The 16459-nt window shown below is 73.8% G+C and carries 15 protein-coding genes; 1 reads left to right on the top strand and 14 read right to left on the bottom strand.

Annotated elements, in window-relative coordinates:
• Window positions 1-9: 9 nt before the first annotated feature.
• From A3Q37_RS05050 to A3Q37_RS37650, 11 genes are all read right to left on the bottom strand, one after another.
• Complete coding sequence (locus tag A3Q37_RS05050) at window positions 10-2379, bottom strand: peptidoglycan recognition protein (protein WP_065478086.1); 2370 nt, start codon at window positions 2377-2379, stop codon at window positions 10-12.
• 222 nt (window positions 2380-2601) lie between these two features.
• A complete protein-coding gene (locus tag A3Q37_RS05055) occupies window positions 2602-3579 on the bottom strand; it encodes a terpene synthase family protein (protein ID WP_065478089.1) in 978 nt (325 codons plus the stop codon).
• Window positions 3580-3968: 389 nt separating this feature from the next.
• On the bottom strand, window positions 3969-4763 hold the full coding sequence (locus tag A3Q37_RS05060; protein WP_255311741.1) for a zinc ribbon domain-containing protein: 795 nt from the start codon (window positions 4761-4763) through the stop codon (window positions 3969-3971).
• A gap of 841 nt (window positions 4764-5604) precedes the next feature.
• Entirely contained in the window at window positions 5605-6180 is a 576-nt protein-coding gene (locus A3Q37_RS05065; protein WP_065478091.1) for a phage tail protein, read from the bottom strand.
• Entirely contained in the window at window positions 6177-8141 is a 1965-nt protein-coding gene (locus tag A3Q37_RS05070) for a putative baseplate assembly protein (protein WP_065478094.1), read from the bottom strand. The genes A3Q37_RS05065 and A3Q37_RS05070 overlap by 4 nt, the downstream gene beginning before the upstream one ends.
• Window positions 8141-8599 (bottom strand): GPW/gp25 family protein, encoded by a 459-nt coding sequence (locus A3Q37_RS05075; RefSeq protein ID WP_065478097.1) that lies wholly within the window; start codon window positions 8597-8599, stop codon window positions 8141-8143. Before A3Q37_RS05075 ends, A3Q37_RS05070 begins: the two co-directional genes overlap by 1 nt.
• Window positions 8596-8913 carry a PAAR domain-containing protein gene (locus A3Q37_RS05080; RefSeq protein ID WP_006127697.1) on the bottom strand — a complete coding sequence of 106 codons (318 nt, stop codon included), beginning with the start codon at window positions 8911-8913 and terminating at the stop codon, window positions 8596-8598. The genes A3Q37_RS05075 and A3Q37_RS05080 overlap by 4 nt, the downstream gene beginning before the upstream one ends.
• Before the next feature lie 61 nt (window positions 8914-8974).
• On the bottom strand, window positions 8975-10759 hold the full coding sequence (locus A3Q37_RS05085; RefSeq protein ID WP_065478100.1) for a VgrG-related protein: 1785 nt from the start codon (window positions 10757-10759) through the stop codon (window positions 8975-8977).
• Complete coding sequence (locus tag A3Q37_RS05090) at window positions 10756-11478, bottom strand: LysM peptidoglycan-binding domain-containing protein (RefSeq protein ID WP_065478104.1); 723 nt, start codon at window positions 11476-11478, stop codon at window positions 10756-10758. Before A3Q37_RS05090 ends, A3Q37_RS05085 begins: the two co-directional genes overlap by 4 nt.
• 57 nt (window positions 11479-11535) lie before the next feature.
• Window positions 11536-11961 (bottom strand): phage tail protein, encoded by a 426-nt coding sequence (locus A3Q37_RS05095; protein WP_006127700.1) that lies wholly within the window; start codon window positions 11959-11961, stop codon window positions 11536-11538.
• 62 nt (window positions 11962-12023) lie between these two features.
• Window positions 12024-12440: a hypothetical protein gene (locus A3Q37_RS37650; protein ID WP_255311742.1), complete on the bottom strand. Its 417-nt coding sequence runs from the start codon at window positions 12438-12440 to the stop codon at window positions 12024-12026.
• 1789 nt (window positions 12441-14229) lie between these two features.
• Here A3Q37_RS37650 and A3Q37_RS37655 point away from each other — a divergent pair.
• Entirely contained in the window at window positions 14230-15273 is a 1044-nt protein-coding gene (locus A3Q37_RS37655) for a hypothetical protein (RefSeq protein ID WP_255311743.1), read from the top strand.
• 39 nt (window positions 15274-15312) lie between these two features.
• Here A3Q37_RS37655 and A3Q37_RS37140 read toward each other — a convergent pair whose 3' ends face one another.
• Genes A3Q37_RS37140 through A3Q37_RS05110 form a run of 3 tightly spaced genes read right to left on the bottom strand, consistent with a single transcriptional unit; the run spans window position 15313 to window position 16420 of the window.
• On the bottom strand, window positions 15313-15471 hold the full coding sequence (locus A3Q37_RS37140; RefSeq protein WP_003966147.1) for a DUF6760 family protein: 159 nt from the start codon (window positions 15469-15471) through the stop codon (window positions 15313-15315).
• Window positions 15468-15983, bottom strand: coding sequence for a hypothetical protein (locus A3Q37_RS05105; RefSeq protein WP_065478110.1), 516 nt, complete (start codon window positions 15981-15983; stop codon window positions 15468-15470). The genes A3Q37_RS37140 and A3Q37_RS05105 overlap by 4 nt, the downstream gene beginning before the upstream one ends.
• Window positions 15980-16420 carry a phage tail protein gene (locus A3Q37_RS05110; RefSeq protein ID WP_006127703.1) on the bottom strand — a complete coding sequence of 147 codons (441 nt, stop codon included), beginning with the start codon at window positions 16418-16420 and terminating at the stop codon, window positions 15980-15982. Before A3Q37_RS05110 ends, A3Q37_RS05105 begins: the two co-directional genes overlap by 4 nt.
• Window positions 16421-16459: the final 39 nt, after the last annotated feature.

The raw sequence follows: 16459 nt of genomic DNA on the forward strand, positions 1-16459 counted from the left end.
CGCGGGCGGCTACTTCAGATAGACCAGCCCGTCCGTGGTCAGGGTCGGGCGGTCCTTCGTGCCGACGACGACGATCTTGACCGTGTGCTTGGCACTGGAGGGCCACGACGCCGTCCAGATCGCGTCGCGGTACTTGGTGGTGGCGGACTTCAGGTCCACCGTGGCGGCCTTCTTGCCGTCGACGTAGACGTATGCCTGCCCCGAAGTGGCGGCTCGCGACACCACCCAGGCGGCTGACCGGCCGGTGAACGTCCAGGTCAGGCTGGCGTTCTTGGTGCCGCTGGAGTACGACTTGCCGCCGAGGTAGTTGCCGGAGGACTTCGTCGTCCAGGTGCCGGTCTTCGTGGCGGCGGACTCCTGGAGGATCACCGGGGTGCCGGAGACCGAGGCGGCGGCCGTGTTGCCCGCGTGGTCGTACGCCGTCATCTTCCACGCGGTCGCCGTGCCGGGCTTCGCGGTGTGCGAGGCGCTGCCCGTGGTGGGGCCGTACGTCTTTGCGACGGGCGCGGTGAGCCGGACCTCCTTGAGGGCGGCGGCGTCGGTGGCCTTCCACTTCAGGGTGAGCGGGACGGCGGTGGCGTTCACCGTGCCGGGGCGCAGGGTGAGGGCGGGCTTGGTGGAGAAGACCGGCGGCGTGGTCTCGGCGACCACGGTCGCGGCCGGGGACAGGGACGTCTTCCCCGACTGGTGGGTGGCCCGCACCTGGACAGTGTGCTTGCCGACGGCGAGGGTGGCGGCGGCCGAGGTGACGCCGCCCTTGACGGTGGCCACGGGCTTTCCGCCGACGAGCAGTTCGTAACTCCTGATGAGGGAGGCGGGCGTGGTCGCCCGCCATCCGACGGTGACCTTCGACCGGGTGTAGTACGTGGAGCCGGAGGCGCTCGCTCCGGTAACCGAGGCGATGGTCAGCCCCGTGACCGGTCCGGCGGCCAGCGCTCGGATGGCGGGGAGCTGGGCGTACAGACTGCCGCCCGGGCACTCGGTGTTGAACCCGTCGCGGTGCCCGGAGATCTGCTGGAAGGGGTAGGCCTGGCCCGCGGTGAACGCCTTCCCGGCGAAGTTCTTGCCGGTCGCCCCGGCGGTCAGCTGCACCGAACCGGCCGGGTCGCCCTTGTACTGCCCGAGCTTCCACGCGGCGACGCGGGCGACGGCGGTGGTCGCGGCGGTCGCGGCCTGCGTGTCCGTGTACATGCCGATCACGGCGATCCCGGCGGTGTCCCGGTTGAAGCCGTAGGTGTGCGCCCCCATCACGGGCCGGTCCACGCCGCCCTTGCGGCCCTCGAAGACCGTGCCGCACTTGTCGACGACGAAGTTGTAGCCGAGGTCCTTCCAGCCCTGCGATTTCACGTGGTACGTGTGCAGACCGCGCACGATGGCCGGCGAGTCGGCGCAGGAGTACGCGTTGGTCTGCGCGGTGTGGTGCACGAAGACGGCCTTGACCCCGTCCAGGTAGTCGGGCGCCTCGCTGTTGAGCGACTCGTCCGCCTTCCAGGCCGTACGGGAGACGATCGGCGGCTGCGGAACGGTGGACGGCGGCGCGGGCGGGACCGTCGGCGCCGGGGAGCCGGTGGGCGTCGTCGTCGGCGAGGCGGACGGCGTCGGGGACGCGGTGCTCGGGGTGGGGGTGGGGTTCGGCGGCGGTGACTCGGGGGTCGGGGTGGGTGCCGGCTCGTCCGTGGGCGTCGCGCCCGGTTCCTCGGTGGGTGGGGTGACCGGGGGTTCCTCACTCGGCGAGGGCTCGTCGGTGGGGGTCTCGTCGACGGCGAACGCGGCCGGTTCGGCGGCGAGCGGGGTGGCGTCGGCGTCGGGCGGGGTGGGTTCGGCGCCGGGTGGTGCGGTGTCGGCGTCCGCCGCGAGCGGGGCCGGGTTGCCGCCCGGGTCGACGGTGTCGAGCCGCAGCCCCTCGGGCAGTCCGGCCCGGGCGTCGTTCGCGGTGCGCACACGGACCTCGACACCGTCGGAGGGGCCGACCCAGCGGGGTTCGGTGGTGCCCCGGACGCCGGACCGGCCGGCTTCGGTACGCGCGTCGATCTCGGTGTCCAGCGGCAGCCAGCCGGTCCACTCGCCGGTGGCGGCCGAGCGGGTACGGGCCTCGACCCGGCCGGTCACCTTGGCGGCCGGGTCGGTCCAGGTGACGCCGAGCAGGCTGAATGGTTCGGTGTCGCGGGGCGCGAGCGAGGCGGAGCTGCCGTCGGGGGAGGTCTTCAGCGCGGTCCGGTGCACATCGGCCTTCACCGGGGCGGACTTGGCGTCGGCCGCCCGTCCGTCGCGGTCGGGGCCGGTGCCGGAGATGCCGGTCATGCCCTGGAACACCAGGACACCTGCCACGGCCGCCGTGGTGACGGCGGCCGTGGCCCAGACTCTTCGCTGTGCATTCACGTGTGATTCCCCGGGGGACGACGCGGACGGAGGGCAGGGCGTTCCGGCCGGTCGGTCGCTGACCGGGGGCACGACGGGACCGTCGGCCCGGTCGGTGGGGCGACCCGGGACATGCTCGCGGACAGTCTTCCATGCGCGTGGGGTGGTGGGCGGAGCCGGCGGGGGCGGGGCGGGTGGCTCGGCCGAACCACCCACCCCGCCCGGTCTGCCCGGTCCGGCTGCTCAGGCCGCGAAGTACTGGGACAGCGAGTCCCGTTCGTCCAGCTCCACCAGATCCGGACGGGTGTAGCGCTCGGCGCGCGCGTGGTAGTCGAAGTCGCCGCGCACGAGCCCCCGGTAGTCCTGGACACAGCGCTCCAGGGCCGCCCGGGTCGGGCCGGTGATACCCGCCGCCTCGATTTCCTGGATCAGTTCCTTTTCCGCCCGCTGCACCCGCTCCGCTATCCGGGCCAGTTGGATCCCGGCCTCGTCCACGGCTTCCTGGAGTGTGCATCCCCGGTCGCGCTGAATGAGACGTACGGCGTTGTGCTCGTAGCCGAGAGCGGCTTCCTTCTCGAAGGAGCAGATGTCATTGCAGAGCCCGGAATGATCGGTGACCGCGTTCCGCAGGGCGATATACGCGGGCAGGCTCCGGGCGGATTCCGGGAGATCGATTTCCGCCGTGATCTCGTGCAGGCAGAGAAAGGGCTGCATGGCGACCGAATCCCGCCGGTGCTTGGCGAATTCGGACCGGCTGGGAACCTGGCCGGCGGCCCGCTCGACGGCCTCGGCGTAGTACGTCCACAGCCAGGCGGCGGTGTCCCGCCGGAACTGCCGGTTCCACTGCGGTGACCGCCCGGGGCAGGTCCGGTCCCGCAGCCCGGCGAGCGCCCGCTCCATGGGGCCGTTCGGCGCGGCCCCGTCGAGGACGTCCACCAGGCGGGTGATCGCCCTCTCGCACATCAGCGGATCGCGTCCGGCCGGGCCGTCGTCGAACTCGTCGTCCACCAGGAAGGCCCAGAAGAGCCATTGACAGAACAGGTCGAGATGGTCCTGAGAGGCCTTCGGGAAGATGAGGGATATCCACAGTTCCGGGCGGGTCCGGATCATTTTCTTCCGGGCCGGTACGGACAGGTCGAGACCCTCGGATTCGGCCCATTCCCAGGCGGCCTCACGGGTATTCGCCAAGCCTGGGTGGCATCCAGCGCTCTGGAACGGCATATGAAACGCCGGTAACGTGATCTGGCTCATTGCTGCCCCTCGTCTGATGAATACGGACGGACGATGTGAACGGCGCGTTCCGGGTGATCGAGCAGGGGACGGGCCCGTCGGGACGCGGCTGCCGGGAGCCCCGGGGCCGGGCGGCGGAGTGACGTCGCGAGGCGGGAGAGCTGGCCATTCGCTGTCCTCCTTCCTCCGCGGGGAGCCGCGGCGCCGGGGCAGGGCCGACGAGCCGGTGGGCGGGCGCGTCACCATGGGTAATGCCCAGTCAACCCCGTGTGGGGGTGCCGAGGGAAGCCATTTGTGACCGAAATTGTTTGATCGCCAATAACTCTCCGATCGTTACTGAGGCGTTGGTGAACTCCTGGGGCGACGGCGGCAGTCCCGGTTCAGGAGCGCCGGAAGAACTCCACCTCGCCGACCGCGATCGGCCGGCCCTCGCCCTGCCCGGTCGCCTCCCGCAGCACCAGCTCGACGGAGCGGACGTCGCTGATACCCATCCGTACGGTCTGCTCACCCGGTTTGTCGTTGAAGGTCACCGCCTTCCGGTGGACCTTGCCGTCCTCGGTGGTGACGAGCAGGTCCGCCCGGGTCGGCCGCGCGCCCCGCCGGAACTCCTGCGGTTCCTTCGACACCCCGGTGTGCACGACGATGCCGACCAGCCGGAACGGCGTCTCGAACGAGCAGGTCAGGGATGCGCCGAGCGCGGGGGCGCCCCAGTACTTGTTCGTCAGACCGTCGACCGCCGCGCTCGCCGGATGACCGGGAGCGGCCGCGCTCGCGGTCACCCCGGTGGGGCTGATCTCGGCCGTGCCGCCGAGCTTGTCCCGGACGTCCTCGTAGACGTACCGCCCCAGCGGGAAGAACAGGAAGCCCGCGAGCACCAGTGCGGCCACGGCCAGCACCAGCAGGGTCCGCCGCAGCGCCCGGCCCGAACCGCCGCGCACCCGGCGGCGGAACGGCCACACCGTGCGCCACCACGGCAGGGCGGCGGGCTGCTCCCGGACCTGCAACGGGGCGGCGCACCGCCGGCAGAACTTCCGCCCGGCCAGATTCGGCGTACCGCAGGCCGGACAGGGCGGCCCGTCCGGCGCCTCGTCCGCCACCACGGGCCGCACGACGGGCCGCCGCGCCACGGGCCGAGCGGGCTGCACGGCCCGCACCGGCTCGTCCGCCTCGGACACGTACCCGGAGGCCGAAGTTGACGCCGGCGAGGACGCCGGGACGCCGGGGCGTACGGGGGCGGGTGCGGGCCGCGTCGGAGGTACCGGGGGCACGGGGGGCGGTGGAGGAGCGGAAGGCCGCTGCGGTACGGGGGCGGGTGCGGGTGCCGCAGGGCGCGCGGGAACCGACGGGGGCGCCTCCGGCGGTTGTTCGGGGCGCGCGGGGGTTTCCGGCCGCGCGGGCGGGCCGGGGTCGGGTGCGGCCTCCGGGGCTGGAGCCTCGGCCGCGGCGGCCGGATTCGCCCCCGGCCCGCGAGCAGGCTCGGGAACCGACTCCGGCTCCGGTGCGACCTCCGGCGTACGCCCTCGCCGTACGGGCGCGGAGGCCGGAGCGGGAACGGATCCCGGCTCGGCACCCTGCGCCGGAGCGGGCCCCGGCATCGGAGCGGGACCCGGCTCGGCCACCGGGTTCGCCGTCGGCTCGGGGACCGACTCCGGCTCCGGCTCGGCCTCCGGCGTGCGCCCTCGTCGTACGGGCGCGGAGGCGGGGGCGGGGCCGGACCGTGGCTCGGCCACCGGATTCGCCGTCGGCTGGGGGGCAGGCCCCGGGGCCGCCTCCGGTTCCGGCTCGGCACCCGCCACCGGAGCGGGCCCCGGCTCGGCCCCCGGCCTCCCCGTAGGCTCGGCGGCAGGCTCCGGGACCAACTCCGGCTCCGGCGCCAACTCCGGCACCAGCCCCGGCTCGGCCCCCCGCCCCCCTCGTACAGGCTCCGAGGACCAGCCCAGATAGCTCCCGCAGTTGCCGCAGAAGTCGTCTGTCTCGCCGTTGGCCGTACCGCATGCCGGGCACGAACGCGTCACGTCAGTCTCCAGTCTGTTCGGGCGGGCCCGGCAGGACCTCGACGCGGCAGGTCAGGTGCACCGGGCACGAGGCGGTGGCGACCTCCAGGACGCGGTGGGCGTCCACCGCGTCCACCGCGTCACCCGCGCGCACCGGCCAGACCCGGACGAGGAGTTCACCGGTCGGCGCGGGCTGAAGGGCCGACCCCGGCTCCGCCGACCACGTCGCGCCCCCGCCGTCCCGGACCTCCGCGTGCACCTCGCAGACCAGCCGCAGCCGCTCGACGAGACCCCGCCGCGTACCGCGCCACCGGTGCAGTTCGACGGCGCGCGCGACGACCGCCCGGCGCAGCTCCACCGGCCACGCCGGATCGGCCTCCACCCCCACCCAGGACGCCAGCCACGGCAGGAAGTCGGCCGGGGCGAGGGCCGGGTCGACGTACGCGGGCAGGTTGTCCAGCGTGGACAGGACCGGGGCCAGCACCGTGTCCAGGCCCGCCGTGAACCGCTGGGCCAGGTCGTCGTCCGCGTACAGGGCGGGCAGCAGCTCCCCGATCGGGTAGCGGCTGGGCAGCCCGGGCACCGCCGCCCGCGTCATACGGCCTCACCGGCCCCGCTCGCGGTGACCACCACCTGGTGCTGGTGCGAGAAGACCAGGGCCCCCGGCGCCACGTCGACCCGGTCCGCCGCCGCCCCGCGCCGCCCCGTGATCGGGTCCGCCGGGAACAGCCGGACGTCCTCCACGAGCCCGACCCCCTCCACGTTCTGGAGCACCGCGAAGACCTCCCCGTACTGCACGGGCCTGCCGAACGGCCACCCCCGCCCGTCCGCCCCGCCCCGCAACGGGTCGATGTGGCGGAACAGCGCCTCCAGCGCCTCGGCCCGCACCCGGTCCACGTCACCGGGCGCGGCGGTCACCAGCCGGGCGACGACCGTGACGCCCTGGTAGGCGGGCGGTTCGACGATCAACCGGGTGCCGACCAGGCGCCGTTCGTCGAGCCGCTCCGTCACCGCCGCGAGCACCGCGTCCGACGGGATCAGCTGCTCGAACCGCACCTGCCCGTCCTCGTCCGCCACCGCGTCCGGCACCACCAGCACCCGTACCGCACCCGCCTCGCCCGGTACGGCCGGCAGGCACCGCACCCGGCGCAGGGACGGCGCGGCCTCCCGGGCGATCAGCTCGTAGTCCTCGGCGGTCACCGCCCGCTCCTGCACCCGCAGGATGGTGGGCGCGCGCACCTTCGCGTTCTCGACGGTCTCCCCGTCGACGCCTCCCGTCGCCGCCTCACGGTTGTTGACGCCCGCGACGTACGGCACGGAACTGCGCAGCACGGAGATCGCACCCCGGGCGACGTTCCCCGCCGACCCGCCACCCGTGCGGTAGCGCGGGACGCGGAGCTGGGCGCCCTTCTCGGGCACCGCCCCGTACGCGCGCATCGTGCCGTCCGGCTCCCGCACCTCCGGCGGAAACGCGAACTCCCCGGCGACCGCGTCGACCCGGACGTGCCGGTCCCCGGGCCCGGACGCCCCGAAGTGCTCGACCGGGGTCCAGATCTCCCAGCCCTCGTCCGTCGACACCTGGACGACCGGAGGATCCCCGTCCAGCAGCAGCGGCACCCGGCTCACCGTGAACCGCTGCCCGGCGACGCCCTCCGACACCCCGAGCGGCACATCGAGGACGGTCTCCGCGTGCTCGGCCGCCGTCGTGCCGCCGACCGTGAACACCTCGGCCTCCCGGATCGTCGGCGACTCCGAGTAGAACGGCTGGCCCGGCTCCGGGGCGGTCACCCGGCAGCGCAGCCACCCCGCCCGGGTCCCCGCCACGACGGACGCGGTGTGCCCGGCCGGGACGAACACCACGACCTCGCCCGGCCGGTTGAGGCCACCGGTGGAGTCGGTGCCGGTCGCACAGGCCACCCAGCGAGCCCCGTCCCACGCCTCCCACACCAGCGGCGGCTGCCGCGGGTCGACGCCCACGCCCTCCACCCGGCTGTCCAGCCGGACGGCGACGATGCACCGAGGCACGGCTGTCGGCAGCCCGAACAGCAGGGCGTCGCCGGGCTCCGGCCGGGACTGGAAGCACGGGATGTCCTTGCCCGCGCCGAGCGGCGCCGTCCGGTCCGTCTGGTCGCCCGACACCGGCGCGGTCACCAGCCGGACCAGCGAACTCGGCACGATCGGCAGGTCCTCGGAGGTGGAGAACACCACCGGCTCCTCGGCCTCACCGCGCGCCGTGGCCACCTCCGTACCGGCGGGCAGCAGCACGGTCTCCGGCTGCGGCGCGGAGAGCCAGAAGTCGATCTCGGCCCGTGCCACGGTCGGCGGGAACAGCGTCACACCGAGCAGATCGAGGAAGGCCGCGTAGTTCTTGTCCGGCACCCGGTTCAGCCGGTACAGCAACTGGTCGACCATGTACGCGAACGTCTCGATCAGCGTGACCCCGGGGTCGGACACATTGTGGTCGGTCCACTCGGGGGAGCGCTGCTGGACGAACCGCTTGGCCTCGTCGACGAGTTGCTGGAAGCGCCGGTCGTCCAGGTTGGGTGAGGGCAGGGCCATCAGCGCACACCCCCTTCGGCCGGGCCGGCCCCGGAACCGGGCGCCGACGGGATCGTGTAGAAGGGAAAGACCAGATTGCGCAGGTCGTTGGTGGCCCGCACGGTGTAGTGCACGTCGATGTAGAGCGTGCCCTCCTCGACGGCGTCGAACGCGACCACCACATCCGTCACCTCGATCCGCGGCTCCCACCGCTCCAGCGAGCTGCGGACCTCCTGCGCGATCCGCCCGGCGGTCGCCCCGTCGCCGGGCGCGAACACGTACTCGTGGATGCCGCAGCCGAACTCCGGGCGCATCGGCCGCTCGCCCGGCGCGGTGCCGAGGATCAGCCCGATCGCCTCCTCGATCTCCCGGTCCCGCTCGACCAGCGCGATGCCGCCCGTCGGCCCGACCCGCAGCGGGAAGCCCCAGCCGCGTCCGATGAATCCGCCGCCGCGTCCGGCATATCCGTCGCCGCTCACATCGGGCCCCCGATCAGGACGTTGAACGCACCGCTGATGATGGGTGCGCCGCAGGTGGTCTTGTCGCCCATCCGGGCGGCGGGCAGTCCGCCGATCAGCACTGCACCGCCGATCGCCGCGGCCGGGTTGGGCATGATCACGTTGCCGGGGCCGAGCGCCGCGTGCGGGGGGACGACGCACCCGTGCAGGCTCCCGGTGACGGCCGCGGGCCGGCCGCCGATGAGCACGGTGGCCACGGCCAACGCACCCGGGGGCGGGGTGCCGATGAGACCGCCGTGGGCGGTGCTGTCGCCCGTGCGGGCTGCGGGGGGCATGGCCGGGGTTCTCCTTGCTGTGAAAAGGGACTTCGGGGTGAATCGGGGTCGGGGGGGGCGGTCAGTTGATCCTGATGAGCTTGGCCTTGAGGACCGCGAGCAGTCCGCCGTCGACCGTGACCCCCGTCTTGCCGTTGACGGTCACCGAGCGGCCCTTGATGTTCACGTCGCCGGTGGCGCCCGCGTCGAGCGTGATGCCCGAGGCGGACAGCGTCACGGAGCTCAACTCCCGTGTTCCGCCACGGGCTTTGACGCTCAACGTGATCTCGCCCTTCTTCTCGTCGAGGACGACGTCGAGCCGTTTGTCGCCGGTGGCGATGCGGACCCCGGCCGGACCGCGCGGGGCATCCAGCAGCTCCAGCCGGTTCCCCGAACGGGACACCAGGGAACGGCGGTTGACCTTTCCGCTGGTGGGGTCGACGAGCGGGACGTCGTGCGGGGAGGGCTTGTCGACGCCGTTGTAGAGCCCGCCGAGCACGTACGGGCTGTCCAGCAGACCCTGTTCGAACCCGACCAGCACCTCGTCGTTGACCTCGGGGCTGAACACCCCGCCGCCGCCCTGGCCGCCCCACTGCACGGTGCGCACCCAGTCGGTGACGTACGTGTCGTCGAGCCAGGGGAACTTCAGCCGCACCCAGCCGCGTTGGCCCTTGCCCTCCTCGCGGATGTCGGTGACCACGCCGATCGCCAGACCGGGCATGCGCGGGCCGCGCGAGGGGGCGTTGCCGCCGGCGGTCAGCCCGGACAGCGACCGGTCCGGGGAGGCGCTGACGATCACCGTCGTGCGGTAGCCGGTGTCCGGTTCGAGGACGTGGTGCGCGGCGGTCGCGGTGTAGCGGCCGGAGAACGCGGGGCCCACGTTGCCGAGCGCCACCGGCAGGCCCGCCCGCAGCTGCGGATTCCCGTACGCCACCGCCTCGACCTCCCCGAACCCGGCGCTGACGGACGCGGCGAGCGCCCCGGCCACGGCCCGGGTCTCCGCCTGGGTGCGGTACGGCGTGTCGGCGATCGTCGTACGGGAGCCGCCGGAGCCGAAGATCCGCGCCGCGTCCGACGGGCTCATCCCCGGGGCGACGGTGTCGCTGCGCACGGACTGCTGCCGGGCCACCAGCCGGGTCTTGGTGTCGACGTTCCAGCCGCGCACCTCGACGCTGTCCGACCCGTCCGCCCCGGTCAGCACCGCGCGCAGGGCCAGCAGATTGTTCCCGTACTCCAGGACCATCGGGTCGCGGGTGGCGGACGTCGAGGGCGAGGGCGCCGAGGAGGCCGGGTCCGGCTTCGTGAACTGCAACAGGCCCTTGTCGTCCACCCGTACGGTGGCCCCGCTCTCGGCCGCGAGGTGCTGGAGGAACTCCCAGTCCGACACGTTCGGCTGGGTCAGCTGCTTGTACGTGACCGGCGCGGCCTCGATCCGCCCGCAGGCCAGCCCCGCCCCGGCGGCGACCTTGCGCACGATGTCCGCCGCCTTCATGTTCCGGTACGCCATCACCTTCCGGCCGCGCTGGAGCCGGTGCGCCTTGGAGAACGCCCGTACGACGGTGAACGAGCCGGTGGTGTCGGTGTCCAGCTCGACCGCGGTGACCTCCCCGGTGAACAGCCGCTCGCGCGCCCGGTCCTGCACGGTCACCACCGAGATCTTCAGCGGAGTCCCCATGCCGATACCGGTCCTGGTGAGGAAGGTGTGGTCGGGGTCCCGGTACATCAGGACGGCGGTGTCCGGCAGGCCCACGTTCTCGTCGACCACGCAGCTCACCAGCTGGGTGGCCCAGGCGGCGGGCAGTTCGGCGGGCGCCTCCACGATCGGGTCGGCGGCGAAGGAACGGCCGGGGGCGTCCTTACCGGTCATCGGCTCTCCTCCGCCAGGTGGTCTTCCCGCCCGGGTATCAGGAGTTCCCGGCCGGGCGTCAACTGCATCGGGTCGTCGATGTCGTTGGCGTACGCGATGGTGCGCCACGCGGTGGCGTCGCCGTACTCCCGCCAGGCCAGCAGGGGCAGGCTGTCCCCGGCCACGACCCGGTGCGTGCGCCGCGCCTCCTTCGAACCCGAGGTGGGGTTCTGGCCCGCCGGATCGACGCTCGCCTCCTCGATGGAGAGGGAACAGGTGGCGCGCAGCGGCTTCCCGTCGACGTCGAACAGGGTGTAGGACACCGAGAGGTTGGAGAGCACCCCGTCGAACGAGGTCGTCTTCGACGTCCCCCAGTCGAACCGCACCCAGGGGCTGGCGGGCGTCTTGCGGGCCAGGCTGCTGGGGGTGGGGACACAGGCGGTCATCAGCTGCTCGACCGCCTTCTCCACGGAGTTGTCGTGGGTGGCGGTCGCGTCGAGGAACACCTCCAGCGACAGGGCCCGGGGGCCGCTGCCGACGAACTCGGGCAGCGCGGACTGCCCGGCCATCCGGGACGGGGTACGCCGCCACTCGGTGCTCTTGCTGAGCGACAGTTTGGCGGGGTTGAACTGCAACGTGAGGCGGGCGAGCGTGCCGCCGGGCTTGGCGCCGACGGCCGACGGCGGCTCCATGATGGTGAGTTGGGCACGAGCGCGGCTCGCGCGGAGAGCGGGTGACATTGCGTTCCTCCTTCCTGTGTCCAGGTGTCCTGGTCCTGCTGGATGTGCTGTGTGCGGTCAGGAGGGCTCCAGGCCCTCGTGTGCGATCTCCAACGTCTCTATCGCCGCCTGGGAGTTGGCCGGATCGAAGGACGGCCCCTGCCAGCGCACCGGCACGATGCCGTGGACCTGCCAGCTGATGATCCGGCTCAAGTCGGGGCGCAGCGCCACGATTTCGCCGTCCTTAGGTTCGACGCGCTGGATCGTCTCGTTGAGCCAGCGGGCGATCTTGAGGGTGTCGGTGGTCACCGGGCGGGTCAGCGTGATGTTCGTCCAGGTGATCCGCCCCGGCAGCTGCCAGGTGAACCCGTTGTTGCCGCCCTCGGCGTACGTCTCCATCTCCACCTCGGCGCCCAGGCCCGAGCAGGTGTGGAACGCGCCCAGGTCGCTGCCGCCGATCGCGAGCTTGAAGAACACGCTCGTCGCGAAGATGTTGTCGGTCATGCGTCTCTCGTCTTCTCTGCGGTCTCTCGTACGGGGGCGTTTCGGTGACGGTGACGGTGCCGTCAGCGGCGGCCGTCGTGCAGCCGCCCGCTGCGTTCCCGGCCCCGCCGCAGATCGGCACGGATGAGCCGGCTCACCGGATCGAGGAGCCGCCGGGCCAGCTCCTCGATCTCCGTCCCGCTCAGCCGGTCGGCCGGGGGTGCGTCGGAAGTGCCGACGGGTCCGCTGGCCGCCGCCCCCATGGCCCCGGCTGCGGGCTTCGCCGGGGCGGCCCGCACGGGCACCCCGGCGATCCCGGCGTTCGCCGCCGCACGCTGAACGGCCTGGGCCCGGGTCTCCGGCCGCCCCGGCCCGGTGCTCTGAGCGGGCGCGCGGGGCGGCACCCGTACGGAGGGGGGCGGGGTCCCGCCAGGAACGGCACCGCCGACAGGGCTCGGCCCGGTGAGGGGCGGACCGGCACTGTCGGGCACGACCGGCATCGCCTGCCGCTGTACGGGTACGGCGTGCGCTGACCGGGGTGCGGCGGGCGGATGGGGGCGGACGACGGGAACGCGGCGCGGACCGGGGGCGGTTGCGGAGGCCGACGCCGATGCCCCGGAAGACGTTGACGGTGCTGATGGCATGCCCGGCCGGGAGGACGGGGCGTACGGGAGCGGCGCGGACGGAGCGGCTGGAGCCGGTGGAGCGGATGGGGAGGCGGCGGTGCGTTGGACGACGGGGGCGGCAGGAGCGGTGTGGTGTGCGGGGCTCGGCTGCGGAGCGCCGGGGGATGCGGGCGAGGGGTTCGTGGCCCGCCCTGACCGTCGTACGAGTCGCTGAAGCACGCCACCGGCAGGGGCCGGGGAGGGGGCGGAGGCGGGTGCGTTGGTGGTGGCGGTGGACTGCCGGGCTCGGCCGGGGGTGACCGGGCCGCCGCTGCCTCGGTGGGCAGGGTGCGCGGTCGCGGTCGTGGAACGCTGGACCCGGGCACCCGGCACCGCGCCGGAAGGGGTGGGCTGCCGGGCGCTCGGCAGGTTTCCGGTCCGGGCGTCGGCGGGGCCCGGCTGCGGTACGTCACGCCGCCAGGTGGCCGCGACGACCGGACGAGCGGTGCTGCCGCCCGCCGCAGCTGCCGTCGGCGGTGCCGAAAACCCTTCGGCGGAACCGGTGTTCACCGTCAGGCGGCGTTCGGTGAGCAGGGCCCGTGACCGCTGGACGGTGGGCGAGAGCGACGGTGCCGTACCGCCGGAGCCCCGAGTCGTCGCCCGGTCCCGGGCGACGGGGCGGATGCGTACGGGGGGCGGGGGAGCGTCGGAGGAGGTACGGGCGTGGCCCGGGGCCGCCGCGAGCTGAACGGAGGCGGGTCCGGGCGAGGACGAGGACGGTACGGCGGGTGTGGCGGGTGCGGCGGGCGCGGCAGGCGTAGCGGAAGCCGATCGCAGTGGCATCGCGGCGGGCGGCCCCTGCGGTGCGGGTGCGTGCGCTGGAACGACGGGCCCGGAACCCGGGGAAGTCGCCGGTCCGTGGCCCGAGGCGCGGACCGGGTCCGGCCGTGTCCCCGTCCCCGCCCCCGGAGACGTACGGTCGCCGAGCAGCGGGGCGTCGCCGCCGAGCCGGGCGGTCGGCGGCAGCGCGGGAAGCGGCGCGCCGATTCCGCCCCGTACCCGCGCCCGCGCCCGTGAACCGCCGGAAGCGTCGGGCCGGGATGCCGGGGAGGAGGTGGTGGGCGTCGCGCCGCGCGGGGCCGGTGCTCGCTGCACGGAGGGGGAGGGGCCCGAGGTCGTGGACGGCCCGGGTGTCCGGGACTGCGACGGCTGGGACGACCGCGATGGCTGGGACGGCTGAGATGTCCGGGAGCGGGAGTCCGGTGCCGGCGACGGCTGTTGCCGGGCCGACGCCTTCGCCTGAGCCGAACCGGGTGCGGGCACCTGGGGCGTCGCGTACGGCGTGGCCGGAGAGCTCGGCGGGTCCGTCGCCTGGCGCTGGAGCACCGGCATGTCCGCGGCCGGGGGAGCCGTCGCGGGTGCGGACGGCACGACGCCCGCCGGACCGCCGTCGCCGGCCGGCCTGGCTCCGTCCGGCAGCGCGCGCAGAGGCTTGCCCAGGGCCGGGCGCACCCCTTCGGCGGCGGGCGGGCCGGAGGCACGGTCGGGAGACGGGGGTTCCGGAGCCGTACGGTCCGGGCCGCTCCGCCGCTCGGACACGGCCCGTTGGACAGCGGCAGGAGCAGCCGAAGCCGGAGCGGCGGAAGCAGCCGAAGGGGCGGCAGGACCAGAAGGTGTGACGGGTGTGACGGGCGCGACGGGTGCCGCGGGCGGGAGCCCGGCGATCTGCCGCAACGGCATCGCCGGGCGCCGGGCGACGATCAGCGGCGGGGCGATCCGCTGCGGACGTACGGCCGCGGGCCGGGCCCGGTACCCGGAGCCCGGTCCGCGCCCGTGGCCGGTGGTGGCACGCGAGGAAGCGTCGGAGCCGGAGGGGCCGGAGGGGCCGGAGGAGTCGGAGGAGTCGGCACCCGGAGCTACGGATGAGCCGGACGGACCGGAAGAACGCGATGGTGCTGAAGCCCCTGAAGCCCCTGAAGCCCCGGACGGACCCGAGGACTTCGAGGAACCGGAAGTCCCCGACCGACCGGCCGACCCCGACCGACCGGCCGACCCCGACCGGTCCGGTGACCCCGACGACGATCGGCTCGCGGCCGACGGGGCAGCCCCGTCCGACCTCTGGACCGACGCCGACCGCTGGACCGACGGCGCCCCAGGACCCGGCTTCCCCGGCCTCGTACCAGAAGCCGACCCTGACCCGGACCCCGACCCCGTACGCGCACCGCCGCCGGTCCGGCTGGCCCGGCCCGCAGCCCGGTTCACCGAGGCGGACGGCAGGTCCTGCGTGGGCTCGGGGGGCTCATCCGCGTCCTGGGGCCGGACCGCGCGCAGCAGCAGCGGTCCGCCGGGGGAGGCGGTCCGGGCGCTGCCCGGGCGGGCGACGCCGTGGATGAGGCCGACCGGGGCCGACGGCAGGACCGCGTGGCCGAGTTCGCCGCCGAGGGACGGGTTCTGCCAGGAGGCCAGGCGCGAGCGGAACCGCAGACCGTCGCTCACACCGATCGAGGACCGGGCGACGGTCACCGACGGCGGAGCCACCCGCCGCCACCCGCCGTCCCAGCCGCCGGCACCGGCACTGCCACCGGCACCGTCGCCACCGCCCCCGGCCTCGCCGGACACAGCGGGCCCGGCAGACACGGCGGGCACGGCGACTCCGGTGGGCACGGCAGACATGTCGTCGCCCCCGCCCAGGTTTTCGCCCTCCCCCGACGGCGTCACCGACCGCTGACGGCCCGTCCGGCGCAGCCAGTCCCCGAACCCCACACGATCACCCGCCTTCGTTGACGCGGGTGTTGATCCGCGCTATCTCCCGCACCCACTGCTGACGCTCGCCGTGGGTGAGGTCGAGAATGTCCTCACGCTGCCAATGGAAGTGGTAGGCGACGTACGCGATCTCCTCCCGCAACCGGGGAAGCGCGTACGTCACGATTCCCCCAGGCGCCCACCCGAGAGGTCCACCTCGAACGACCCGTGGCACAGCGGGCAGGTCACCGCGGCATGCGTGTGGCCCTCGCTGTTGATGCGGCGGTAGAAGTCCTGGAGGAACGCCACGTCGGTCGCGTACATCCGCTCGACGATCCCGGCGTGGATGTCGGTGATCGGGCCGAGCCGGGTGATCACCTGGCTCAGCAGCACCACGGACAGATACGCCGGGTTCTCCTTCACCCGCAGGTCGATCTGGGGCCGCAGCTCGTCCCGGGCCGTGGCGAGCCGCATGGTGCCGTCGCGGTGCACCTGGCCCTCGTCGTCGACGTACCCGCGCGGCAGCTCGAAGGTGAACTCCGTCTGCAACGTGTCCCGTTCACGCGAGCGGGCGGGAGCGGGGGCGGGGGCGGAGGAGGCCGGTGCGGAGGAGTCCTCGCGCGCGGCCGGGGCCGCGGCGAGGTTGTCCAGGACTTCTTCGAGCCCGGCGCCCGGCGTAACGGTCCGGCGCCTCATTCGACCACGATCTCCTCGAAGGTGATGGTCACCGTCTCGGTCGCCGCGCTGGACTCGCCGGCCTTGAGCGAGGGGCCCTCCCACTTGGAGGCCCAGCCCTGCATCAGCTGGATGCGGCGGACGGTCTCACCGGTCGAGTCCTTGATCTCGATCGTGAGGTTCTGCCGGGCGGTGTCGACGGCCCCGTTGTTGAGGGTCTCCTTGATCCAGGTGGTGAACTCGCTGCTCTTGTCGAGCCCGCGGGTGATCGTCACCTCGCCCGCCTGGCGCGCGCCCGGCTGCTTGCGGATGATCTGCTTGCCGTCGGCGGTCACCTGACGGACCTCGACGACCTCCTCCTCGACGGTCATGCCGCTGATCTCCTGGATGGACTCCACGAGATAGCCGCCGAGCTGAACGCCGAAGACGTGGGTGGAAAGAGCGTCGCCCTCTGCCATGGCTGTGTGTCACCTGTTCTGATCGGGAAGGGAAGTGAA

Origin of the sequence: Streptomyces sp. PTY087I2, assembly GCF_001687325.1 — a bacterium.
Classification (GTDB): domain Bacteria; phylum Actinomycetota; class Actinomycetes; order Streptomycetales; family Streptomycetaceae; genus Streptomyces.